This is a genomic window from Kistimonas ophiarachnellae, assembly GCF_057552235.1.
In genome coordinates, this window is the sequence record NZ_BAAJPA010000002.1 from 381,921 (window position 1) to 404,359 (window position 22,439).

Consider the following 22,439-nt stretch of genomic DNA (forward strand, 5'->3'; position numbering starts at 1 on the left):
GGACGAGACCGGTTTTAAAATTTATTTCCATAAAATACACTGCCGAATTTTCCAATTCATGAGTAAGCTTCCCGCTAGAGGCAACCAAACAATAGAAAGTTCATCTCAGACCTGCAGCTCTGACTAACAGCCAGTATTTTCCAATTCCGCAATAAGCCTGACTTAGCTGATAGTTCCTATGCCTCAGATCGTCGCTTATGTACAGATTTAAACAAGGTTTCTCTGGCCTGTTGTAGCCGTTTGGCGGCTTCATTACCGGTCATTGCATCTGCTTTTTCCTTCAGTTGCCCCAGTGTTATGCCTTCCTTCAGATACTGCTCAGGTTGCTCCAGAGACAGGAATTTCTCGTCAGGTGTCATTATGTTTTCATAGCGATAGACCTTTTTCTCCTTGCCCCTGTCGTCGATCCTGATTTCCGGGTAGAAACATAGGCGGTGATAGTTCAGGCAGCCTGTGAAAGCAGGTTTTCCACATCCCTCAGGGGTTTGATGAAATTCGTGTTCATGATGATTTTCATGTCCTCATCATGAACAAAGTACTGAAATCTACAGGCTCATTGCATATTGGCGAAGACTCGGGCTTTTTTAGTATTGAGGCGATAATAAAATTGAGAGAAAAACACTACCCATCGAGCCGGAGTTGTACCAGGTCAACCGTTCCCTTGAGAAAACCCGCTTCACAATACGCAAGATAGTAGCGCCAGAGACGCATGAAATAAGGATCAAAGCCCTGTGCAACAACGTCATCCTGCACAGTGTTAAAGCGCTGATGCCAAAGTGAAAGCGTCCTGGCATAGTCATGACCGTACTGATCAGAACGCGCCACCTCCAGCCCCTGACCGGCCGCCAACGCATGCAGATGCGATACGGTGGGCAACATCCCGCCGGGGAACACAAAGAGCTGGATGAAATCCGGATTGCGGCGATACTGCTCAAACCGTGCTTCATCTATGGTAATGATCTGCAACGCTGCCCGCCCACCGGAGCGCAGGCAGCGCTTAACGACGTTGAAATAGGTCGGCCACCAGGCTTGTCCGACCGCTTCGAACATCTCAATCGACACAATATGATCCCAGGCTCCGTCCAGCTTTCGGTAGTCCCTGAGTTCAAAGCTGACAAAATCAGAAAGCCCAGCCCGTTCAATGCGCGCTTGTGCAAACGCCAACTGCTCGCGGGATAATGTGATCCCCGTGACACGATACCCTTGGCGGGCAGCATATTCGGCAAATCCCCCCCAACCACAGCCGATTTCGAGAATATGATCCCCCGGACTGGCATCCAGTGATGCCAGCAAACGGGCATATTTGCGTGTCTGTGCACGTTCCAGGTCATGGTCATCGGACGTAAAAATGCCTGATGAATAGGTCATGGAAGGATCCAGCCATAACCGGTAAAAATCATTACCCAGATCATAATGGGCGGCGATATTTCGACGGCTGCCCCGCAGGGAATTTCGGGCTCCCCAATGCTGAAAACGCTGCATTACACGTCCAGGCAAGCCCAACCCTGCAGATGGCTTCAATGCAGTTTCATTATCCGCAAACCAGCAAAACAGGCGTGTCAGGTCAGTGGTGTCCCAATGCCCCTGCAGATAACTCCTGGCAAAGCCAATCTCACCGGCCATCAGCAGGGCTTTGGCGATGGCAGCGCTATCATTGAGACGCAAATCAACCACTTCACCGGTTTTCTCGCCTGTCACCTGATAGCTATGCTCTTCACCGGCTTCAATCAGCAACTTACCCTGGTCAGCCTTGTCGAGATGTCCGACAAGGCGTCGCATAATGAATGGCAGACTGACGCTGCTGCCCACATCCTGATCAGGCATCATGACTTGGTTTCTCCCGGATGAGTGTAAAACGTGGCGCCCCGCAACCAGATCTTTAAAGCCTGCCAGTGGATCATGACTATCACTTTAAGGGTCATAAACGGCATCCGGGCCATAAGCTTCAGGAGCCGCCCGGTGGTCAGGGGGATTGCTTTGGTATTCTGGGTTGCGACAAGCATCAGCTTGCCGTCGGAATACTCGTTGATTGCAGTGAACTGTCGTTTTCCGACTTTTCTCAGGGTGAAGTGATAACAGGCATCCATGCCGATAAATGGCGATACGTGAAAAACCTTTTCTCGTTGGAATCGCACAGACTGAGGCAATGGACGTCCTTTGTCATGCACCACATAGGGGTGTCGTTCACCAAAGGTATTACGTACTTCAAGAATAACGGCTATTAACTGCCCATTGTCGTTTTCACAATACCAGTGCGACATCGGATTAAAGGTATAACCGAATACGCGGGGAAAACAGAACAACGTAATTTTTGCCGGTGCTTCCTGCAGCCCTGCCTGGTGGAGTGTTTCGTTTGCCCAGGCTATCAACCCCTTGCCATCCTCCGCGCCATGATCTCTGGCATAGAAAGACAACAGATTAAATCGGTTCAACGACAACAGAGGATTTTGCCGACCCAGTTGATCCAGCTGCATCAAATCAATGGCAAAGCTGAATACCCGGTAAGAAAAACGGTATTCCACCGGAAATAAACGCCGGTGCATGACCTCGCCAACGAACACGCTTACAGGCTGGCTCATATAACCACCTGCCAGGGCGCTTTGATACCCATGCCATTGCAGAGCTCAACCGCAGACCGGATACCGTCTTCATGGAATCCATAACCAAAGTAACTGCCACAGAACCAGCGGTTATTTTTTCCCTGGAGATCATTCAGCGATGCTTGTGCCCGCATGGCCTGTCGGTCAAAGACAGGATGGTGCCAGGTGATTCGTTTGATGACTTTATCCCGAGCCGGCTCTGACAACGGATTGAGGCTCACCAGGTAATTCTTTGCACCTTCAGGGAGTTTCTGCAGGATATTCATCCAGTAGGTTACGGAAACCGGGCGTCCTGCCAGCCGGTAATCGGCCAGGTAGTTCCAGGATGACCACACCTTGCGGCGTTCAGGCATCAGACGTTCATCGGTGTGCAACCAGGCGGTATTCTCCTGGTAGCGAAAACACGACAACAGCTCCCGCTCATCCTCGGTCGCCCTTTCGCCCAACAAGGCCAGCGCCTCGTCAGCATGGCAGCCGAAGACAACATTCTCTGCAAGGATCTGGTTTCCACTTGCAGTATGAATACGGTAAACCTGACCATCATGCTCTACCCGCTCCACGGGAGAATCACTGAAACAGGGACCCGTCAGCTGCGCCAGAAGTGCCTGAACATAAGCCTGACTTCCGCCCTTGACGGAATACCATTGCGGGCGGTCAGACACGGAGAGCAGCCCATGATTGGCAAAGAAACGCAGGAAACTGGCGGCAGGAAATTCCAGCATGGTAGCCAGCGGACAAGACCAGATCGCCGCAGCCATCGGCAGCAGATAGTGATCGCGGATCCCATCCCCTAACCGCAATTGTTTCAGGTAATCCCTCAGCGACAAATCAGGATCAATACCGGAAGACAGATCCTCCCGGGCACTGGCATTGAACCTGAGAATATCGGCAATCATCCGCCAATGGGAAGGACTGAACAGCTTACTGCGCTGGGCAAACAGGGTATCCAGGTTATCACCGGCATACTCGATATCGCCCTCTCCGATTGAGGCCGAAAAGGTCATTGGCACGGCCTGGCAGTCAACCTTCAGAAAATCAAAAAAACTGGAAAGGTGGGGGTAGTTTTTACGGTTAAAGACGATAAAACCGGTATCAATACCCATGGGACCTAAGGGATCATCGACCGGCACGGTATGGGTATGCCCACCAAACCACGCATTTTGTTCAATCAGAGCAACATCATGGTGTCGAGACAGCAGCCAGGCTGTGATCAGTCCCGACACACCAGCGCCAATTACTGCAAACTCACAGGTATGCATGACTTCTCTCTTTCTTGTACATTATATTTTTATTGTATAATAAAAATAGTCGGTGCGAGAGTAAACCATGTATAAGAAAAAGGCATTACCCCAACATATCTGGATTATTGGCGGCAGCACGGGTATTGGCCGGTCACTGGCACTGGACCTTGCACAGCAGGGATGCACGGTCGCAGTGAGCGCCAGAAACCCTGAAAATCTTGTACAACTCGAAAAAGCCAGCAAAAGCGCTACAGGGAAATTAACGGGGTATCCTTGCGATGCGACCCAACTGCAAGCACTTCAGGGCAGTGCTGACCAGATTTTCAGCCAACAAGGCACCCCAGAGGCCGTCATCCTGAATGCCGCCATTTATGACCCACTGGATGCGGGTACCTTTTCCTGTGAACGGGAATGGGAAGTCATGCGGGTTAACATACACAGCGTTCTGAATGGGCTGGACATTTGCCTCAACCACTTCCCTGTGCCTCCGAAGCAGGTTCTGATCACCGTCAGTCCTTCTGGCTACAGGGGCTTACCGGGTGGAGGGGCTTATGGTGCCAGCAAGGCCGCACTGATCAATCTGGCGGAGTCCATGCGGCCGGCACTGGCCAGACGAGGCATTCAACTACGACTTATCAGCCCGGGCTTCGTCGATACTCGGCTTACCCGTAAAAACCGCTTTACCATGCCAGCACTTCTAACACCTGAGCAGGCCAGTCAACGCATTATCGAAGGCCTGAGGGGAAACCGATTCGAAATTGCGTTCCCGAAACGATTAATCTGGCCACTGAAACTCCTGTCACTGCTTCCGGCTTCCCTGTGGTTCAGACTGACTGGGGGGCTGCAGAAAGGAGATCCGGAATAACGGATACCAGTGTCTGGTCAGAACCGGGCAATAAGAGATGGAACCCAGCCGGTGCCAGTGTTGATTGATGGATCCTGGCGCTTTGACCGGCAATAATCACGGGTACTGTCAACGTCTGCCCAACGCGCAGCAGATCCCTCGACAACGTTGTTCTATCCAGTGCTGAGTTACCCTGCAAAACGACTGCTGACGCTTGCAGCTTCTCTGCCGCCAGCGGAATTTCGACCAGCGGGATACTTGCTCCCAGATAATGCGCCTTACAGCCGTGCGAGGCGGCTGAGAGCGATAACAGAAGAAGCTCCATTTCTGAGACTTCTCCTGGTAGATTAAGGAACATGATGCTGCAGGCATCATCTGCCTGCGACTGACGGTTCGCGTTGTACAGTTTCAAGCCGATACGCGTCCGCAGGAAATTCTCCAAAAAGCGTTCTTCCAGACGATCGCCGTACAAGCCCTGCCAGGCACTTTGCAATTTGTCGAGCATTGGCTCAAACAACCGCCGAATCACGGTATCTGCGGGGTACTCCGTCATCGCCTGATGAAACACACTGTCGAGCCGTTGTTCATTCAGCGCCTTAAGTGCAGCAATGAAGCGATGCTGATAGATGTCCCAGACACCGTCATCGGAAACACCAGTCTCAGGCTCCGCCGCGGCTACGGATTCTTCCAACAACTTGCGCACCTTACTGACGGAGACGCCCCGGTTTATCCAGTCCGTAATGGCGCGAATCTGGCGAACATGGTCCTCAGAATAAAGACGGTGGCCCTTGGGGGTTCGGTGAGGCTTAATCAATCCATAGCGACGCTCCCATGCCCTCAAGGTGACAGCATTCACACCGGTCAGCCGTGACACTTCCCGTATGGGCAACATTGCTGCATTCGCGCCTTCAACTTCAGGGAGAACTTCTTCTTTATCAGTCATCACTTGCGGTTTCCTTTGAACCCGGGTGATTCTACAGAATCACGTGCCGCCTGTCCCAAGCAGGTCTTGATTGTTTGACGGCCTCAGCAAATGGACAGACTTTGCCTATATTGTGTTCCTTAATCCCAACACTTCAGGATGCGGCTGAAGATAAACCTGCTGTTGAATATAGTCACCGCCACTGCGTTGCAGATAGTTTCTCAGCAGGGTCATCGGCACCACGAGGGGCAGTACGCCCTGCCGATACTGCTCAATGAGTTTTAGAATTTCTTCACGTTCACTGCCTGCGACCGTTTTTTTAAGGTAACCCATCAGGTGCAACATCACGTTAGTATGGGACTTGCGGGTCGCCCGCTTGGCCAGGGTTGCCATAAAGATATGACTGAACGCCTCCACCAGTTCGTCAATTGGCATTGCTTTACCTTTTGCAATCAACTGACCCAGTTCGGTGTAATTTTGTGGACTGTGAGCCATCACCTGGTATTTATATGCCGTATAAAAATCAGCCACAGCCTTGTGCGACGGGTTCGGCATCACTTCGGTTTGCCAGCGGTGCCAGGCAAATACCCGGGTGAAGAAATTCTCGCGCAGGATCGGGTCGTGCAGTCGCCCCTCTTCTTCCACCGGTAACAGTGGATTCTCTGCCATCAGGCTGCGGGCAAACACACCCGGCCCGTTATCGCCCGATGGAATACCATTTTCCCCGTAGATCTTCACCCGCTCCATCCCACAACTGGGGGATTTCTGCATGAGAATATAACCGCTGATATCCTTGAGCTCGCGCGCCTTCTCGCGCCCATAGGCTTCAAGCTGCTCTGTCACGTCACGATCGGGTGAATCCGTACCCACAACACGGTAGTTATCAGACGTACCTACCAAACGGATAGGTTCTCTCGGTGTCCCCAGACCAATGCCAACTTCCGGACACACTGGAAGGAAATTGAAATACTCCGCCAAGGTATTCATACAGAAAGATGAGCGCTTGTGTTGGCCGTTATAACGAACCTTGTGTCCCATCAGGCAAGCACTAATACCCAAGGTTATATGACGCTGTGGTTTTTCTAGTGGTACAATAGCCATGAGCACCTCTTTTTTGTACAACCATATAAATAATGTACAACTTTATATCAGTTTAGCAAAGCAATCCCTGACAAATTCGTCAGTATCAATACCGCAAAACTTGCTAACCGGCCTGGATATTCACATAGTTGTACAAGGGGCTTTTTGGGAGAGAAGGCAATGATTGACCCGACCTTGCTGGAAAAACTGGTGGATGAATCGAATGACGGGATTGTCGTCGCCGAACGCGAAGGTGATGAGAATATTCTCATTTACACCAATGCTGCCTTCGAACGCCTGACCGGCTATACCCGTGAGGAAATTCTGTACCAGGATTGCCGCTTCCTGCAGAAAGAGGATCGCGCACAGGATGCGATTGAACGGATTCGCGGGGCACTCAAGCAGGATCAACCCACGTGCGAAGTCGTCCGCAACTACCGCAAGGATGGCTCCATGTTCTGGAACGAGCTGCGTATCACCCCGGTATTCAATGACGATGACCAGCTGATGTATTACATCGGCATCCAGAAAGATGTCACGGAAGAGATGGAAGCCCGGGAGAAAATTGAAGCCCTTGAGCAGGAGATCGAGGCGCTAAAATCGAAAATTGCATCACTTGAAGGCGACAAATAACAGCAATCAACGACTGACCGTTCATCATGAATATATCAGTCGTCTGACAGCCTCCGCTTCAACGCCCTGATAATTGAACCTACTATCGGCAGATGCTCGTAAAGGAAAGCGCCGGCATCAAAGTAATCCCGATGCCGGATCACCTTCCCCGCCGCGGTGAATTCCAGCCGGCTGCATCCAGGAATATCAATGGGCTCACCGCCCCGCAGCCGCGGATGCGCATAACGCAACACCCACTCGACACAAGCCTGATCATCATCCACCAGCGTTTTACCAAAAGAGAAACGGACTTCAGTCACATTCTCATACATGTTGGCGATATATTGCCTCAAGGACGATAAGCCCTGCACGTGATGCAACGGATCAGAGAAGGCAATATTTTCATCGTAAATCTGATCCAGAGTATCAATCGTGTCAGCGCTTATCTTTGACCACACTTCAAGAAACCGGCTGAGATGTTCAGAATCATTCATGAACGCAATCCTTTGAAAGCCTCCATCACTCGCTGACGTGATGCGGAATGATCAACAATCGGCGCCGGATAATCCAATGCGCCGAACAAATCACCCGTCTTTCCCGTCAACGGTTGATGAATCGTTTTATTATCCAGCGCTGCCAGCTCAGGCACCCAGGTGCGAATGAACGTGCCGTCCGGGTCAAACTTCCCGGATTGACTGACAGGATTAAACATCCTGAAATACGGCGCCGCATCGGTACCGGTACTGGCTGACCACTGCCATCCCCCGTTATTGGCAGCCAAATCGCCATCCACCAGGTGGCGCATGAAAAAGCGCTCGCCTATTCGCCAATCCAGCATCAGGTTCTTGGACAGGAACATCGCGGTCACCATGCGCAAACGGTTATGCATCCAGCCTGTAGCCACCAACTGTCGCATGGCCGCATCGACGAGGGGAAAACCGGTTTTTCCGGATTCCCAGGCTTCCTGCAATACGGGGTCATGTCGCCAGTTCAGCTTGTCCGTATCAACCTGAAAAGGACGATGCATCGAAACACGGGGAAACGCGACCAGAATATGCTTATAAAACTCTCGCCATATCAACTCCCCTAACCAGCAGGTAATACCGGCATTCCCACTATCCAGCTCACCATCATTGGCGCGAACAGCAGCATCAAAACACTGACGAATAGACAACACACCAGCCACCAGCCAAGGTGACAGACTGCTTGTGCCATCCAGCGCTGGAAAGTCCCGTTGCTCAACATAGCGCTGAACACGCGATTCAATAAAATCATTTAACGATTTATGGGCAGACGTCTCGTCAGGCCCCCATCGATCAAGGATGTTGGATGCAGTCGGAGCATATCGATCAACAGGAACAGGATCCGAAGCGATATCAAGAGAAGCTTGTTTTGATGGAGGTGGACATGGCTGCCAGTCTTCTGGCCGTAAATACCGATAGACGGCTTTCTTGAATGGTGTGAAAACCTTAAAAGCCTCTCCCTTTCCCGTCGTTACCCGGCCCGGTTCCACCAGGACCGCATCCGTGAATCGATGCGCAGAGAACCCGGCTGCATCAAATGCTTCTATTACTTTCCTGTCCCTGCTTTGCTCATTCACACCGTATTCATCATTAAACCAGACGCCCTGACAATCCAGGGAACGCGCAAGATTGAGCAATATCTCTGCAGAATCAGAATAATAACCAGCCTCTTTGACCAGCAAGGGAATATTGAGCTTAGCCAAACGCCGCTGAAGCGAAGCCACACAGGAAAGACTGAAAAACAATTTATTCGGGCTGTCGTCATGATCAGCCCACTGACCCGGCTGGATCAGGTAAACACCTACCACATCACCAGCCTGCGATGCCTGATAAAGCGCCTTGTTATCTTCAGCCCTGATATCTGTCCGGAACCATACCAGTTGTCGGGTTTTAGCCACACCTTACCCTCCTCTCCGTCAGCGCTCTCAACATATCCCGAATTATTCTTATACAATTATCTATACACGTACAAATATAAATTCAATAAGTACAAAAGAACATCAATAAGTTAGTCATTTTACGAAGCTTTTTATACGTGATTAGTCGTAATTAATCTAAGGGGAGAGCCCGCACGCAAAGCCGTCGTGATTTTCTGAAAAAAAACACTATCGGACTTTCCCTGATTCCACTCGCAACACTCCCCCTTACGGATGAAAAGGTCGTCTGTGTTGATGAGCCGATGGCAAAACACTTTGGTTATATTCCCAATGCCGTGGACGCGAAGGGTGATGAAAAGTACCGGGCTGGACAGAAATGTAAAAACTGCGTGCTTTATGTCGAAGGGAACAAAGGCTGCAACCTGTTCCAGGGCCGGCAGGTCAGTTCTGAAGACTTGTGCAGAGCATGGGTGCTGAAGTCAGGCGCCACACTGCAAAAACGACTGCCTGGATAACAAAAAAGCCGTCATCATCGATGACGGCTTTTTAATCTGGAGCGGGAAACGAGACTCGAACTCGCGACCCCAACCTTGGCAAGGTTGTGCTCTACCAACTGAGCTATTCCCGCGTTAAATCTGATGCGTTATTTAATGACCGGCATCCGGTCTCGAGCAGATGACACCACTCAATATAAAAGTGGCGTCCCCTAGGGGACTCGAACCCCTGTTACCGCCGTGAAAGGGCGGTGTCCTAGGCCACTAGACGAAGGGGACGCAAATTCTTACAGGAATTTGGTGGAGCCAGGCGGGATCGAACCGCCGACCTCTACAATGCCATTGTAGCGCTCTCCCAGCTGAGCTATGGCCCCACAAACATCCTCTCAACAAGGACAAATAACAAGCTGCCCCAGCGAAGATTGAGCGCATTCTATGGACCTTAAGAAGTCTTGTCAACCGACTGAAACAAAAAGACTTTTTTGAAAAAAAGACTGGAAAAGCAGCATTATTCTCGTGTTATACTCCAGCCACTTCACAGGCCAATAGCTCAATTGGTAGAGCACCGGTCTCCAAAACCGGGGGTTGGGGGTTCGATTCCCTCTTGGCCTGCCATCTTCCTTTATAGAACTTACCTCTCTTTTTCAGCTCCTACTCAAAGCAACCGACCTGGCTTGCGCTTCGTGAGAGGGTGAGGGAAACGGTCATTGCCTCCATTTCTGTTATCTTCACCATTTTGAGCCACATGCCTGACTCTGTGCTCTAAAAACGGGGATATATCTTCAAAACCCTCCGCCCCTCTCTTTTCTACATATATTCCAAAAGGTTACGATCACATTAAACGACAGCGACTGTTAATTACTGTTTTTACCGACGGCAGTTACGTTCGTCGATATTTGCAGGGAATAACTTGGAGTGCAATTTTTCTCTGATTCATACCTGCTTTTTTTACAGCAACCAGCGCAGACCGCTGTTTAATACATGCTTCTGCCACGCCCTTATCCTAATCGTATTAAGAATTGAGATAAGTACCGGTAATTGATCTTACCGACACTGAAATACGAACTACAACAGCCCTTTATTTTCCTCATATACCCTATTGATCTGGGCGCTGATCTCTTTAACCCTCATAGTTTTCACTCCCAGTTCTTTGCCACGATCTGACCACCCTGCCAGTACATCGCAAATCATCTGCAAATCCTTCCGGGCCTCCTTCCACGATGCATAGTTGGCATAGGAAGCCAGCTTCTGAACCGTTTTCAACGGAGGTTTGGAACCATACCCACCAAATGCCACGGAGTGTTCATTGTAAGGGGTCGGGCTGAAGGTAACATCGTACATTGGCGACGGCTGCCATTGCCCGGAGTCTGACATCAGGAACGACCAGTTTTTTGTATGATCATCCTGATTAACGGCAAACAGGTTAAACATAGCCCTCAGGAACTGCACCCGACCGACTGCCGGGCTTTGGCACAGTATCTGGCTGGCCTTAATGAGGTCTTCATAATCCATGGACGGCTGACGAAAATCAGCATCAAGCAAACCACACAAGGTCTGCATATGCTTGCGACCAGAAGGAACCCCCTCCACACAATCAAATCGCTTTACGGCCAACCAGGCATGTCCATTTTTCTGAGGGAAGAGCCTGTGCTCCGGCACATCAATACCACACTGCCTGGCCATATCCAGCCAAGCCGCCTCACACAGCCCTTCATCATGTCCCAAGGCCAGCTTTGAAGACGTGAATTTAACCAACCAGGCCTGACTTTTTGCCCCATGCTCAGCAGTGAATACCTGCTCCGGATTTTCAGGGTCAAAATAGATCAATGCCTTCGGTCTGGCGCCACCGGATCCACCGGCATTGGCCAGCGCCTGGAGTACCTCATCCGTCTGTCCATCAAAAACCAAAGCAGCCTGCTCACCTAGCGTGGCCATCTCAGTCAGGCCTTCTTCACTTTCGCTATCCATAGCGGGGATGTAGTGCAATGCCCCCGTTCCGCGCCTGCCGATATAGGCCAGACGATCCATTGGGGTAATGCTGTGAGGCGATATTCCCCGCTGCCGGAAGACCCGATCCATCAGTAGCATACCCCAGCCATCTGGAAGGGAATCAGAAAACAGCCCGTGCAAACCGGCATGGGGAGTCTTAGGCGCTTTTGTCAGACTGTTATCAAATGGCAAGCTAAAGGGAGAAAGACTCTGCCAGCGCTCAAGATAAGATGAATCATATTGAAAGAACGTCCCCTGTTGATTCTGCGCCAACTCACCGACCAGAGTATCGCCCCCATCAGACAAACGACGCCAAACCTGCAGGTGTCGAACATTTGCTGTATTCATGCTCAGCTCCTGAGGACATCATTGATTGAACGAGGCTGGGATTGTACTAATTTATCCTCTGCCTGCTTCGCAAGATCAACAAAAGAGCCAAGATCCGCAACCGACTGCCACAACAAAAGAAATTGCCGCAGGGAGATCTGCCCTGTCGTCTCAAACTTTTTGATTGTCGGCTCAGGAACCGTACTCATTTCTGCGAGCGCCTTGCGAGAAAGCTTTTTCGTTTTTCTCAACAATCTGACCGAATCAGCCAAACGCTGTTGAATATCAGGCGCAGTTACCAAAGAGAGAAGAGCCATCACACATCCAAACCCAATAAAACATAGACATAATAGTAGCTTAAAAAGGATATATACCCATATTATAGACACTATTATATCCATATAGTTCAATAGATGTACTACTTGAGGATCCTATGTCGCAAAGCATGACACGCTCAGAGCTATACCGCGCCCTTTGGTCAAAAACGAGAAAGGCCCTGACAGAAGAATGGGAGTTTCCTGCATCCGTCATTACAGAAGCTGCTAAATCTGCAAATATCCCCCTGCCTCCGCCAGGTTATTGGACCCTCGTAGAATTAGGGAAGGATTTCACCCTTCCCCCTCTGGCGGGGGATATTCAGGAGGTGATCACACTCACAGTACCTGTGAAACCACCCAAATTACCCACGCGAAAAAAAGACATCACCGAAGTCACAGTAAACACGCCCAAAAAGACAGCCGTAGCAGTAAAAACACCCATCCCTACACCTGAAGCCTGCAACCAGACGATCAGCTTGACGCAATCAATCGAGGAAGCCCTGCCGTTAATCAAAAAGTCCTTCAGAAGCTACAACAGCCCCAAAGCGTCAATTGATTATCGATACAAATATCTTTGGCCCGAGGCTAAGGGAATCATAAAAATGGCTGTCATGCCGGAAACTGTGGCACGTGCTCTTCTAATCTATGACAGCCTCCTGCGCTATTTCAAAGATCGAAAGTGGCCTATACAAATACCAGCGAAAAGCAATCAGCGCATGAATGCTGTAACCATTGATGGCGTCACTATCACATTCACAATTTCAGAGCAGCGAAAGCAGGTAAAAACCAAAAGTGACTCCTATTGGAGGGAGTGGGAATACAGCTATGCATCAACTGGCATCCTTCGCTTTCAGTTTGGCGCAACCGGGTCGAGGGAGATTAAGGATAAAAATAACAAACGACTTGAAGATCAATTAGATGACATTATCGCCAGGTTGGAAGATGAGGTGCAGCGCGAACATCGGAGGGAAGAGGGAGCCAAAAAGAAAGCATATATTGAGGGTTTACGCCAAACCCTTCGCAGCCTTGTTAACGACGTTAAAAAGTATAATCGCCAGTGTCAGGAAAACCTCGAACTCATGCTGGAAAAGTATGATAAAGCGAAACGGCTTTATGATTTTCTGGACTATATGAAACAAGCACCAGACGAAGCGCTAACCTCACCCAACACTGAAGAATGGCTTTCATGGGTTGAACGAAAGGCCCGAGAGGCTGACCCTGTATTTGATCATTCCGATGAACACTTCAACACACCTCTTCATATTGAGACAACCGTGTTTAAGGTTATCGCCGAAAACCCTGACAAGTACAAAGAGCTTGAAGCCTTGGATCTATCAGAAGAAATTCAGGACATACTGCACCGGGGCACACGGCTTAGATGGTAATTTCTCAGCCCAAACTTGCAATCTCAGCAGAGCGAACTATTTTGCTCTACATCCCTCTAAAAAGGGATATTCTTCACTGATTATATTGCGCTTGTTATAAAAAAGTGGAACTTTGTCGTCCATACACTGCCATCTTGTAAGTCACTCGTTTTACCTTCTCTTATTCTTGCATACCTTCTAACACTTATCCGCCTCGGCATAATACACAGCCAATTCCTTGAACGTTTCCCCTACCGATACCAGACTACAGTCTGAAGATAAATCGGTAACAGGCACCTCAAACTTACACGTTGAGCGGCGTCCTGTTTTGCACCCGAATACCCTGCGTATTTGAGCTGCATCAATATGAGCGCCCCCAAAATCCTTACAGTGGGCAGCGGGGAGCACCGGCGCATGACGTACATCAACGCGCACTCAGCGCCTGCCTCTCCCTTGAAATTCCTTACGCCTTGTTATCGCGGAGCAATACGATTGAATCCTTCCCCCCCTCCCGTACAGCATGACATCACCTTGTTGGCCCCCCTATCCGGTCCAATCATCCCTATCGACCAGGTACCCGACCCGGTATTTTCGGAACGTATGCTCGGTGACGGCATCGCGATTGATCCGGTCGACAACATGCTCCTCGCTCCGGTTGATGCCGAGGTGGTACAGCTTCATGCAGCCCACCATGCACTGACCTTAAGAACCGGTAGTGGTATTGAAATCCTGATGCATGTCGGTCTGGATACCGTGACGCTACGCGGAGAAGGTTTCAACCCACAGGTGAGCGAAGGCGACAAGGTAAAAGCCGGACAACCACTGCTGGCGTTTGATGCAGACTATCTCGCTTGCCACGCGCGCAGCCTGATCACTGTTATTGTACAAACCGGCCCGGAAAACCTGGCTATCAGCCATCCGGCATCTGGACATGTCAATGCTGGCCATGATCGCCTGCTGGTACTCAGCACATCCTCATCAACCAGCGCCACCGATGCGCCATCACAGGCACAGGGCGAACCAGATGCCGAAGCCTCTGTTCGCATCCCCAACCCTGAAGGCCTTCACGCACGCCCATCTGCTGTTCTGGCGAAACTGTGCCATCAGTGTAATGCAACCGTGAAGCTGGCCTGCCATGGCATCGAAGCACGCGGCGACAGCGTCACTGAACTGATGAAGCTCAATACCCGGCTGGGCGACGATGTCACTATAAAAGCCTGGGGAGATGATGCACAGAATGCAATCGCCTCAATCGTTGCGGCCATTGAAGCCGGCCTGGGTGAAGATGTCGCTTCAACAAGCACCCAGACATCTGCCATCGAGGAAACCGAAACACCCCTTCTAGCCAGTGAACAAAGCGACCCACGCCGTCTATCCGGTGTTCGCGCCGCACCAGGACTCGGCATTGGCAAACTCATCCATATTCGCCGACAGCATCCGGAATTGCAGGAGTGGGCATCGGATATAGCAACCGAACAACATCAGCTTAACAACGCCATTGCATCAACCTGTGATGACTTGCGCCAGCTGGTGACCAAACTCGCAGCCGCCAGCGAACGGGAACAATCCGAAATATTCAATGCCCACGTTCAATTGCTGGAAGACCCGGCACTGGCCGAAACCGCCAACCACCTGATTACAGAAGGGCGTTCAGCAGCCTGGGCCTGGAATGATGCCGTCAACCAGCAGGTTCGCGCACTACAATCACTGGACAACGCGTTACTGGCCGCCCGGGCAGCTGACATTGATGATGTTGGCCAACGTGTACTGGCTGTATTGACGGGTATTTCATTCGGCACCGAAAACTGGCCGGACAATGCCATTCCCGTGTACCTGGACATTACCCCATCAGATTTGCTCAGCCTGGATCGTGATCGCGTGGCTGGCGTCTGCAGTCTCGAAGGCGGCGCCAGCTCTCATGCAGCCATCATTGCCCGCTCCCTGGGCATTCCTTACCTTGCCGGCATGGATAGCCGCATCAATGAGCAAGCGGACGGCGCCACCGTCATCATGGATGCTGATGCAGGCTACCTGCTGCTATCACCATCCGCTGATGAGATCAGCCTGTGCCAGACGCAAAAAGACGATGCTGAGCGCACTTTCCAGGCTGCACTGCAAACGACAAACGAACCTGCCGTTACACTCGATGGTACACATATAGAAGTAGCAGCCAATGTGGGCGGCCTGGATGAAGCACGCAAAGCGGTAGAGCTGGGCGCAGAAGGTATTGGATTGTTGCGTACCGAATTCCTTTATCTCAATCGCACAACCGAACCGGACGAAGACGAACAGACACAAATCTATAGCGATATTATCAGCGCCATGGGCACGGAGCGTCCGGTCATCATCCGCACACTGGATGTCGGCGGCGACAAACCCCTGCCCTATCTGCCACTGCCTGAAGAAGAAAATCCATTCCTGGGGGAACGGGGCATTCGTGTCGGCATTAATCGCCCCACCATGCTCCGCCGACAGATTCGTGCACTTCTACGCAGTGCGAAAGCCGGCAATTTGCGCATCATGTTACCCATGATTGCCAGCCTGGAAGAATTCCGCGCGGTCAAAAAGCTGGTTGAGGAAGAACGCCAGTCACTGGATAGCGCCGTTGAGCTCGGCATCATGATTGAAGTTCCTTCTGCAGCCCTGATGGCCCGGGAATTGGCGAGAGAAGCCGACTTTTTCTCCATCGGCACCAACGACCTGACCCAGTACACCCTCGCCATGGACCGCGGCCATCCCAAACTGGCCAGCCGGATCGACAGCCTGCACCCTGCCGTATTGCGCCTGATCGCCATGACCGTGGAAGGCGCCAGGGCCGGGAATCGCTGGACCGGCGTCTGTGGCGGCATCGCCAGCGATATTACTGCTATCCCGCTGCTGCTCGGGCTCGGGGTGAACGAATTGTCCGTCAGCGTTCCCTCTCTGCCACTGGTGAAAGCCCGTATCCGCGAACTCAGTCTTGCCGATTGCCGCACACTGGCACAACAAGCCCTCGCCATGGAAGACGCCACACAGGTGCGCGCGCTGCTGGCGCAATGGAAAGATAAGGAGTAACCCATGACAACAATTGCACATCGCGCCTTTGCCAGCCTACAGAAAATCGGCAAATCATTGATGCTGCCGGTGGCGGTACTGCCCGCCGCCGGTATCCTGCTGGGTGTAGGTTCCGCGGGATTCGCGTTATTTCCGGATATTGTTAATACGATCATGGCCCAGGCCGGCGGCGCCGTATTCGGCAACCTGCCGCTGATTTTCGCCATTGGCGTTGCGCTGGGATTTACCGAGAATGATGGCGTTGCTGCGCTGGCAGCCATGGTCGGTTACGCGGTAATGATTGCCACCATGGGTGTTTTCGCCACTGCACTGGATCTCGAAACCACGCGTATCATGGGTATTGATTCCATTGATACCGGCGTCATGGGTGGGATTATTATCGGTGCCGTCGCGAGCTTTCTATTCAACCGTTATTACCGGATTGAGCTGCCAGCCTATCTGGGCTTTTTTGCCGGCAAGCGGTTCGTGCCAATCGTCACCGCCTTTGCAGCGATTGGCGTGGCGGCTATTCTGGCACTGGTCTGGCCACCCATTGGTGCAGCAATTCAGTCCTTCTCCACCTGGGCCGCCAGCGAAAATCCGGCTGCCGCCTTTACCATTTACGGTATTGTGGAACGGGCACTGATCCCCTTCGGCCTACACCATATCTGGAACGTACCTTTCTTCTTTGAAGTCGGCCAATACGTCGACCCTCAAACCGGCAAGGAATTCACTGGCGAGATTGCCCGCTATGTCGCCGGCGACCCGACGGCTGGCAACATGGCCGGCGGTTACCTTTTCAAAATGTTCGGCCTGCCCGCCGCGGCGATTGCTATCTGGCACACCGCGAAACCGGAAAACCGTGCGCGGATTGCCAGCATCATGATCTCTGCGGCGCTGACCTCTTTTCTGACCGGCATTACCGAACCCATTGAATTCTCATTCCTGTTTGTTGCGCCTGTCCTGTATGGCATTCATGCCCTGCTGGCGGGCCTGGCCTATTTCACCTGTATCGCCCTGGGCATCAAGCACGGCATGACCTTTTCCCACGGGTTCATTGACTTTTCGCTGCTCTACGGCAATTCCACCAACGGCTGGGGCATCCTGGTGCTGGGCCTGGCGTTTGCCGCCCTGTATTACGTCATCTTCCGTGTCACCATCCAGTGGCTCAACCTGAAAACCCCGGGACGTGAAGATGAATCCGAAGCCACAGTCGATAGTGACACCAGCTCAATGGCCGGTGAATTAATCGCAGCTTTCGGCGGCGCAGCCAACATCACCAGCCTGGATGCCTGCATTACACGACTGCGTATTGCTGTCAGACAGCCTGACCAGGTCAATGACGCTCGCCTGAAACAGCTCGGTGCAACCGGTGTTGTTCGTGTCGGTAACGGCGTTCAAGCCATATTCGGTACCCGCTCGGACAATCTCAAGACCGATATGGAGCACTATCTCAAGCAACACCCACAACCCCAGCCAAGTGTTGCAGAGACAGAATCAGCACCTGAAGAAGCCGTCGCCACAACTACAGCGACACATGCCAGCATCAAAACCAGTGACGCCCTGGCTGCGATTCAGGCTTTGGGGGGTGCAGAAAACATCCGATCAGCCAAAGCCTGCGCACTCACGCGGATACGGGTTGAGCTTGGACAGGGCATCGCCCCCGATACGCAAGCATTGAAACAGGCGGGCATTACCGAAGCCATGCGTTGCGGCGATACTGTCATTCACCTCCTGGTGGGTGAACAAAACACCTCAGCCTGGGAACAGGCATTCAATGAACACCTTAAGGTAGCCATTGCCTGATAACGGGTGGGCGTCTTCCACGGAGGACGCCCATACTGGTTGCCATCCATTACAAAGCACGGGAGAAGCAACTTGTTCCCACTGATCGCTGCCGATCTGGATGGCACCCTCCTGACACCAGACCACCGCCTGGGATCTTATACAGTCTCGACGCTTAAGCAATTGAACCAAAAAGGTTATCAGCTGATTCTGGCCAGTGGACGCCATGCCAGCGAAGTATCAGCGCTGATAAACACCCTTGAAATACCCGCCTTTATGATCACAGCCAATGGCGCCCGCATTGACACACCCACTAACGATCGACTGTTTCAAAAGGATCTGCCCGCAGACATTGTTCAGACCATGGTCTCAACACTGATTGATAAGCCCGGCATCTCAATCTCTCACCTGCACAGTACATCGCCTTTGGCGACGGTTTGAATGATGCCGATATGCTGACGGCAGCCGGAAAAGGACTCATCATGCAAAACGCCGATAAACGACTGAAACAGCTGCTGCCAGAAATGGAAATTATTGGTTCTGATGCCGACGAAGCCGTGGCAACCTACCTGGCAAACACCTTTTTATCCAATGATCCCGGTATCAACGCCGTAATGCGGTAAGATACCCACACACTTTGCGAACACATCAGCCCAGAAATGAAAACACCCTCAATCGAACAACAGTCCGGCCTCCCCTCCCCCCTGCGCCAATATGCTGTCTCCCCCTCTCTCGAGTCGCACTGCAAACACCTCGCAGAAACCTCTCTTGCACTATTGATGGAACAGCCGGAACGCTGCCAGCAACTCACCATTGAAGCCGCAGGACTCTGCCTGGATTACTCCCGCCACAGGATTACAACAGAATCCCTGCCAGATCTCATTGAACTGGCCAGGGAAGCCCGACTGGAAGAGTCCCGGGAAGCCATGTTTAATGGCAGCATCATCAACACGTCAGAGCAGCGCGCTGTCCTCCACACGGCACTACGCAATCGAAGCCAGCGGACGGTACTGGTCGATGGCTCAGATGTCATGCCCGCCATCCGTGACACCCTGGAAAGAATGCGCGCACTATGTCAGCGCGTTCACAGTGGCGAATGGACCGGCTATACAGGAAAACCGATCAAACACATCGTCAACATTGGCATTGGCGGTTCGTTTCTTGGCGTCAAGACAGCGCTGGACGGGTTGCGCCCGTTTCACCGTGAAGGACTGACTGCACACTATGTCGTGAATGTTGACCCTGCGGATCTTGCCGCAACACTGAAAGTGATTGATCCGGAAACTACGCTATTTATCGTCGCATCAAAATCGTTCAGCACCCTGGAGACACGCGTCAATGCAGAGGCTGCCAAAGCCTGGATGCTGGAACAGGGCATGCCAGGGCAGGATAGCCACCGTCACTTTGTCGCAGTGTCAAACAATATCGACAAAGCCACACAGTTCGGCATCGCACCGGACAACATTCTGCCACTGTGGGACTGGGTCGGTGGACGCTACTCGCTCTGGTCTGCCATCGGTCTGATGATACCCCTGATGACCAGCTTTACCGTCTTCGAGCGCCTGCTTCACGGCGCCTACAGCATGGATGAACACTTCCGGATCGCCCCCTTAGAGCAAAACATGCCGGTGATCATGGCCCTGCTGGGTATTTGGTACAGCAACTATTTTGGCGCGCAAAACCATGCCGTGCTGACCTACGCCTCAGACCTGGAAGCATTCCCTGCTCACCTACAGCAAATGGATATGGAGAGTAATGGCAAGCGTGTCACCACTGACGGGCAGCCTGTCAGCTGGCAGACCGGCCCCGTGATCTGGGGAGGTGTCGGCACCAATGGCCAGCATGCGTACCATCAGCTTCTGCACCAGGGCACACGACTGGTTCCTGTCGACATTATTGTCCCGATGGTCAGCCAGTCACCTATTGGAGAACAACAGGATTGGCTGTTTGCCCATGCACTGGCCCAGTCTCAGGCACTGGCACTTGGATGTTCGGAAGAAACAATCAGGGATGAACTGGCCAAAGAAGGCGCCAGTCAGGAAATGATCGATACTCTGGCGCCACAGAAAACCATTCCAGGCAACAAACCCGTTTCCCTGCTGGTCATGGAAAGTCTGACACCAGAAGCGTTAGGCGCACTGATTGCCCTGTATGAGCATAAAGTTTTCGTTCAAGGCGTGATTTGGGGCATCAACAGTTTCGATCAATTCGGGGTCGAATTAGGCAAAGTGCTGGGCGATCAGATCTTTGAGCAACTCGCTGGTCGCGCCGAGTGCCATCCGAATAATCATATCCTGAACCAATGGATTCAACGCTACCGCCGAACACACAACAGACAGAATAAACGCTGATTAGGCATGAATGGGCTACCACTAATATCAGGCATAAGCCTGACGGTAGCCTTCCCCTGCTGCCTCTCAACGCAAGCAATACGCCTTCACGAACTCCCCCATACCTCACAAACCAATAGCATAACTATCAGACCACAATGTTTGCGATTCATGTGTCGTCAACAAAGGCAAAAAAAACACGTCCCCAGTTACTGAGGGCGTCCTTGAGGATAGAACTGCCACATAAAAAACCATGGTGTCAAATATTCTGACAGGCAGTGAACTAATCTGCGCCTAAACAATCTCTAGTAGCGGCGCATAGACCTTTTCCATGGTCGGTTGCGCAGTCGCACAATCCCTCGACTGCTTACATTTACTGGCAGCGGACAATGACACCGATTAGTAGCTGGCTTCTAGCCTTTGTTGTTTTTTACTTCCAGCAAAAATCCTGCATACGACCACTTACGATCAGGAGAGGGTCAGGTTTTATCTATTATCACCTTAGGAGAGAACTTTCTATGGACAAAACAATTAACACTGCTTTCCCCCCAGCTTCCCGGCAAGCCGCTCACCAAGCACATCCATCCCCACACACTGCGATGCCTATGGCTGCGCGCGATTCCCATCTGCAAGCTTTGGCCAACAACCTTACCTCAGAGCGAACTCACTCACTCCCCTTCTACGCTGTATCGGTATCTCGTGTTAATCGTGAGAATCAGCTCAAGGGCGCTAGAGCTGTCGAAATGGTCAGACCCCCCATACGATTGCTCATGCTTGATCGTATACCTGCTAATTTCGAGAGTTCATACGACTTGAGAAATGCAGCCCGCGATGGAGACCTTGAGAGAGTTAAACGTGAGCTGGCTAATGGCGGGGATACCCATCACATGGGAGCAGGTCATTATCATGCAATCACAAAAGCAACCTCTAAAGGCCACTATGACATAACCGAACTACTTCTCGAACACGGAGCAAATGCCGACGCCTGGAGTATGAACAATGAGACACCCTCTGGAAAGAAGACTCCAATTCACCGGATCATCGTTTCAACAACTCTTGATTCTTCAACAAAGCTTGATCTCGCCAGGCTTCTGCTAAGCTACCGGGCAGATGTCAACGCGTTCAGCACCGGAAAAGATACCCCACTCTATCAGGCCAAGCTTACAGGACAAGCGGATATGATCAATCTTCTAAAGCTATACGGGGCGAACGGTGCTGCCAACAACAACTAACTCAAAGAAACAAGTGCTTAGCTTGAAGTCAATGCGACAGAAAAGATAAGTCTAACAACAAAAAAGCCGTCATCAGTGATGACGGCTTTTTAATCTGGAGCGGGAAACGAGACTCGAACTCGCGACCCCAACCTTGGCAAGGTTGTGCTCTACCAACTGAGCTATTCCCGCATGAAATTTATTTTGCGACGTTTCAACGTCGGAGCGGGAAACGAGACTCACTCTCCAGCTCTGGGCGACCCCAACCTTGGCAAGGTTGTGCTCTACCAACTGAGCTATTCCCGCGTTAAATCTGATGCGTTATTTACCGACCGACATCCGGTCTCGAGCAGATGACACCACTCAATAGAAAAGTGGCGTCCCCTAGGG

The 22,439-nt window shown here is 51.6% G+C and carries 20 protein-coding genes and 6 tRNA genes; 11 read left to right on the forward strand and 15 right to left on the reverse strand.

Translation table 11 applies throughout. The annotated features are described in order from the left end of the window. Positions 1–176: 176 nt before the first annotated feature. From AC27K1_RS03925 to AC27K1_RS03940, 4 genes are all read right to left on the reverse strand, one after another. Positions 177–359 carry a hypothetical protein gene (locus AC27K1_RS03925; RefSeq protein WP_487148457.1) on the reverse strand — a complete coding sequence of 61 codons (183 nt, stop codon included), beginning with the start codon at positions 357–359 and terminating at the stop codon, positions 177–179. Between the two features lie 262 nt (positions 360–621). After that, positions 622–1,827, reverse strand: coding sequence for a class I SAM-dependent methyltransferase (locus tag AC27K1_RS03930; RefSeq protein WP_487148459.1), 1,206 nt, complete (start codon positions 1,825–1,827; stop codon positions 622–624). Then, positions 1,824–2,579, reverse strand: a complete 756-nt coding sequence (locus AC27K1_RS03935; protein WP_487148461.1) for a DUF1365 domain-containing protein — start codon at positions 2,577–2,579, stop codon at positions 1,824–1,826. The genes AC27K1_RS03930 and AC27K1_RS03935 overlap by 4 nt, the downstream gene beginning before the upstream one ends. Beyond that, entirely contained in the window at positions 2,576–3,859 is a 1,284-nt protein-coding gene (locus AC27K1_RS03940) for an NAD(P)/FAD-dependent oxidoreductase (protein WP_487148463.1), read from the reverse strand. The genes AC27K1_RS03935 and AC27K1_RS03940 overlap by 4 nt, the downstream gene beginning before the upstream one ends. A 67-nt stretch (positions 3,860–3,926) precedes the next feature. Here AC27K1_RS03940 and AC27K1_RS03945 point away from each other — a divergent pair, with 67 nt between their 5' ends. After that, positions 3,927–4,706 (forward strand): SDR family NAD(P)-dependent oxidoreductase, encoded by a 780-nt coding sequence (locus tag AC27K1_RS03945; protein WP_487148464.1) that lies wholly within the window; start codon positions 3,927–3,929, stop codon positions 4,704–4,706. Here AC27K1_RS03945 and AC27K1_RS03950 read toward each other — a convergent pair. Further along, positions 4,666–5,628, reverse strand: coding sequence for a MerR family transcriptional regulator (locus AC27K1_RS03950; RefSeq protein WP_487148466.1), 963 nt, complete (start codon positions 5,626–5,628; stop codon positions 4,666–4,668). The genes AC27K1_RS03945 and AC27K1_RS03950 overlap by 41 nt on opposite strands. A gap of 105 nt (positions 5,629–5,733) precedes the next feature. Then, the gene (locus AC27K1_RS03955; protein ID WP_487148467.1) at positions 5,734–6,708 is read right to left on the reverse strand and encodes a YbgA family protein; all 975 of its coding nucleotides are present in this window, start codon (positions 6,706–6,708) and stop codon (positions 5,734–5,736) included. A 159-nt stretch (positions 6,709–6,867) separates the two neighbouring features. On the opposite strand from AC27K1_RS03955, the gene AC27K1_RS03960 reads away from it, so the two are divergent. After that, on the forward strand, positions 6,868–7,320 hold the full coding sequence (locus tag AC27K1_RS03960) for a PAS domain S-box protein (protein ID WP_487148468.1): 453 nt from the start codon (positions 6,868–6,870) through the stop codon (positions 7,318–7,320). A 35-nt stretch (positions 7,321–7,355) separates the two neighbouring features. Here the strand turns inward: AC27K1_RS03960 and AC27K1_RS03965 are convergent, their stop codons facing one another. After that, positions 7,356–7,793 (reverse strand): nuclear transport factor 2 family protein, encoded by a 438-nt coding sequence (locus AC27K1_RS03965; protein WP_487148469.1) that lies wholly within the window; start codon positions 7,791–7,793, stop codon positions 7,356–7,358. Continuing rightward, positions 7,790–9,220, reverse strand: coding sequence for a deoxyribodipyrimidine photo-lyase (phrB, locus tag AC27K1_RS03970; RefSeq protein WP_487148470.1), 1,431 nt, complete (start codon positions 9,218–9,220; stop codon positions 7,790–7,792). The genes AC27K1_RS03965 and phrB overlap by 4 nt, the downstream gene beginning before the upstream one ends. 281 nt (positions 9,221–9,501) lie before the next feature. Between phrB and AC27K1_RS03975 the strand changes: the two genes are divergently transcribed. Continuing rightward, positions 9,502–9,714 (forward strand): high-potential iron-sulfur protein, encoded by a 213-nt coding sequence (locus tag AC27K1_RS03975; protein WP_487148471.1) that lies wholly within the window; start codon positions 9,502–9,504, stop codon positions 9,712–9,714. A 37-nt stretch (positions 9,715–9,751) separates the two neighbouring features. Here the strand turns inward: AC27K1_RS03975 and AC27K1_RS03980 are convergent. The 3 genes from AC27K1_RS03980 to AC27K1_RS03990 form a co-directional block, all read right to left on the reverse strand. Next, a tRNA-Gly gene (locus tag AC27K1_RS03980) sits at positions 9,752–9,827 on the reverse strand. Positions 9,828–9,896: 69 nt separating this feature from the next. Continuing rightward, positions 9,897–9,972: transfer RNA gene (locus AC27K1_RS03985), tRNA-Glu, on the reverse strand. Positions 9,973–9,991: 19 nt separating this feature from the next. Further along, positions 9,992–10,067, reverse strand: a tRNA-Ala gene (locus tag AC27K1_RS03990). A gap of 165 nt (positions 10,068–10,232) precedes the next feature. On the opposite strand from AC27K1_RS03990, the gene AC27K1_RS03995 reads away from it, so the two are divergent. Then, positions 10,233–10,308 (forward strand) — tRNA-Trp (locus AC27K1_RS03995). A gap of 450 nt (positions 10,309–10,758) precedes the next feature. Here AC27K1_RS03995 and AC27K1_RS04000 read toward each other — a convergent pair. Both AC27K1_RS04000 and AC27K1_RS04005 read right to left on the reverse strand, forming a co-directional pair. Next, entirely contained in the window at positions 10,759–12,030 is a 1,272-nt protein-coding gene (locus AC27K1_RS04000; protein ID WP_487148473.1) for a type II toxin-antitoxin system HipA family toxin, read from the reverse strand. A 2-nt stretch (positions 12,031–12,032) separates the two neighbouring features. Next, complete coding sequence (locus tag AC27K1_RS04005; RefSeq protein ID WP_487148474.1) at positions 12,033–12,326, reverse strand: transcriptional regulator; 294 nt, start codon at positions 12,324–12,326, stop codon at positions 12,033–12,035. A 116-nt stretch (positions 12,327–12,442) separates the two neighbouring features. Between AC27K1_RS04005 and AC27K1_RS04010 the strand changes: the two genes are divergently transcribed. The 7 genes from AC27K1_RS04010 (at position 12,443) to AC27K1_RS04040 (ending at position 22,070) form a co-directional block, all read left to right on the forward strand. Beyond that, positions 12,443–13,711 carry a hypothetical protein gene (locus tag AC27K1_RS04010; protein WP_487148475.1) on the forward strand — a complete coding sequence of 423 codons (1,269 nt, stop codon included), beginning with the start codon at positions 12,443–12,445 and terminating at the stop codon, positions 13,709–13,711. A gap of 393 nt (positions 13,712–14,104) precedes the next feature. After that, positions 14,105–16,744, forward strand: a complete 2,640-nt coding sequence (gene ptsP / locus AC27K1_RS04015) for a phosphoenolpyruvate--protein phosphotransferase (protein ID WP_487148476.1) — start codon at positions 14,105–14,107, stop codon at positions 16,742–16,744. Between the two features lie 3 nt (positions 16,745–16,747). Next, entirely contained in the window at positions 16,748–18,529 is a 1,782-nt protein-coding gene (gene ptsG / locus AC27K1_RS04020; protein ID WP_487148477.1) for a PTS glucose transporter subunit IIBC, read from the forward strand. Between the two features lie 72 nt (positions 18,530–18,601). Further along, positions 18,602–18,949 carry an HAD-IIB family hydrolase gene (locus tag AC27K1_RS04025; RefSeq protein WP_487148479.1) on the forward strand — a complete coding sequence of 116 codons (348 nt, stop codon included), beginning with the start codon at positions 18,602–18,604 and terminating at the stop codon, positions 18,947–18,949. Beyond that, positions 18,946–19,131, forward strand: a complete 186-nt coding sequence (locus tag AC27K1_RS04030; protein ID WP_487148480.1) for an HAD hydrolase family protein — start codon at positions 18,946–18,948, stop codon at positions 19,129–19,131. The genes AC27K1_RS04025 and AC27K1_RS04030 overlap by 4 nt, the downstream gene beginning before the upstream one ends. A gap of 36 nt (positions 19,132–19,167) precedes the next feature. Then, positions 19,168–20,859 carry a glucose-6-phosphate isomerase gene (pgi, locus tag AC27K1_RS04035; protein ID WP_487148482.1) on the forward strand — a complete coding sequence of 564 codons (1,692 nt, stop codon included), beginning with the start codon at positions 19,168–19,170 and terminating at the stop codon, positions 20,857–20,859. 584 nt (positions 20,860–21,443) lie between these two features. Beyond that, positions 21,444–22,070, forward strand: coding sequence for an ankyrin repeat domain-containing protein (locus AC27K1_RS04040; RefSeq protein ID WP_487148484.1), 627 nt, complete (start codon positions 21,444–21,446; stop codon positions 22,068–22,070). A 95-nt stretch (positions 22,071–22,165) separates the two neighbouring features. Here AC27K1_RS04040 and AC27K1_RS04045 read toward each other — a convergent pair. Together AC27K1_RS04045 and AC27K1_RS04050 are read right to left on the reverse strand one after the other, a co-directional pair. Then, a tRNA-Gly gene (locus AC27K1_RS04045) sits at positions 22,166–22,241 on the reverse strand. Between the two features lie 32 nt (positions 22,242–22,273). Next, positions 22,274–22,355, reverse strand: a tRNA-Gly gene (locus tag AC27K1_RS04050). Positions 22,356–22,439 lie beyond the last annotated feature (84 nt).

What these genes read in the sequence shown, in the direction of transcription:
- AC27K1_RS03925 (WP_487148457.1), bottom strand. Translation starts at nt 359, where the DNA reads ATGACACCTGACGAGAAATTCCTGTCTCTGGAGCAACCTGAGCAGTAT.
- AC27K1_RS03930 (WP_487148459.1), bottom strand. Translation starts at nt 1,827, where the DNA reads ATGATGCCTGATCAGGATGTGGGCAGCAGCGTCAGTCTGCCATTCATT.
- AC27K1_RS03935 (WP_487148461.1), bottom strand. Translation starts at nt 2,579, where the DNA reads ATGAGCCAGCCTGTAAGCGTGTTCGTTGGCGAGGTCATGCACCGGCGT.
- AC27K1_RS03940 (WP_487148463.1), bottom strand. Translation starts at nt 3,859, where the DNA reads ATGCATACCTGTGAGTTTGCAGTAATTGGCGCTGGTGTGTCGGGACTG.
- AC27K1_RS03945 (WP_487148464.1), top strand. Translation starts at nt 3,927, where the DNA reads ATGTATAAGAAAAAGGCATTACCCCAACATATCTGGATTATTGGCGGC.
- AC27K1_RS03950 (WP_487148466.1), bottom strand. Translation starts at nt 5,628, where the DNA reads ATGACTGATAAAGAAGAAGTTCTCCCTGAAGTTGAAGGCGCGAATGCA.
- AC27K1_RS03955 (WP_487148467.1), bottom strand. Translation starts at nt 6,708, where the DNA reads ATGGCTATTGTACCACTAGAAAAACCACAGCGTCATATAACCTTGGGT.
- AC27K1_RS03960 (WP_487148468.1), top strand. Translation starts at nt 6,868, where the DNA reads ATGATTGACCCGACCTTGCTGGAAAAACTGGTGGATGAATCGAATGAC.
- AC27K1_RS03965 (WP_487148469.1), bottom strand. Translation starts at nt 7,793, where the DNA reads ATGAATGATTCTGAACATCTCAGCCGGTTTCTTGAAGTGTGGTCAAAG.
- AC27K1_RS03975 (WP_487148471.1), top strand. Translation starts at nt 9,502, where the DNA reads ATGGCAAAACACTTTGGTTATATTCCCAATGCCGTGGACGCGAAGGGT.
- AC27K1_RS04000 (WP_487148473.1), bottom strand. Translation starts at nt 12,030, where the DNA reads ATGAATACAGCAAATGTTCGACACCTGCAGGTTTGGCGTCGTTTGTCT.
- AC27K1_RS04005 (WP_487148474.1), bottom strand. Translation starts at nt 12,326, where the DNA reads ATGGCTCTTCTCTCTTTGGTAACTGCGCCTGATATTCAACAGCGTTTG.
- AC27K1_RS04010 (WP_487148475.1), top strand. Translation starts at nt 12,443, where the DNA reads ATGTCGCAAAGCATGACACGCTCAGAGCTATACCGCGCCCTTTGGTCA.
- ptsP (WP_487148476.1), top strand. Translation starts at nt 14,105, where the DNA reads ATGACGTACATCAACGCGCACTCAGCGCCTGCCTCTCCCTTGAAATTC.
- ptsG (WP_487148477.1), top strand. Translation starts at nt 16,748, where the DNA reads ATGACAACAATTGCACATCGCGCCTTTGCCAGCCTACAGAAAATCGGC.
- pgi (WP_487148482.1), top strand. Translation starts at nt 19,168, where the DNA reads ATGAAAACACCCTCAATCGAACAACAGTCCGGCCTCCCCTCCCCCCTG.
- AC27K1_RS04040 (WP_487148484.1), top strand. Translation starts at nt 21,444, where the DNA reads ATGGCTGCGCGCGATTCCCATCTGCAAGCTTTGGCCAACAACCTTACC.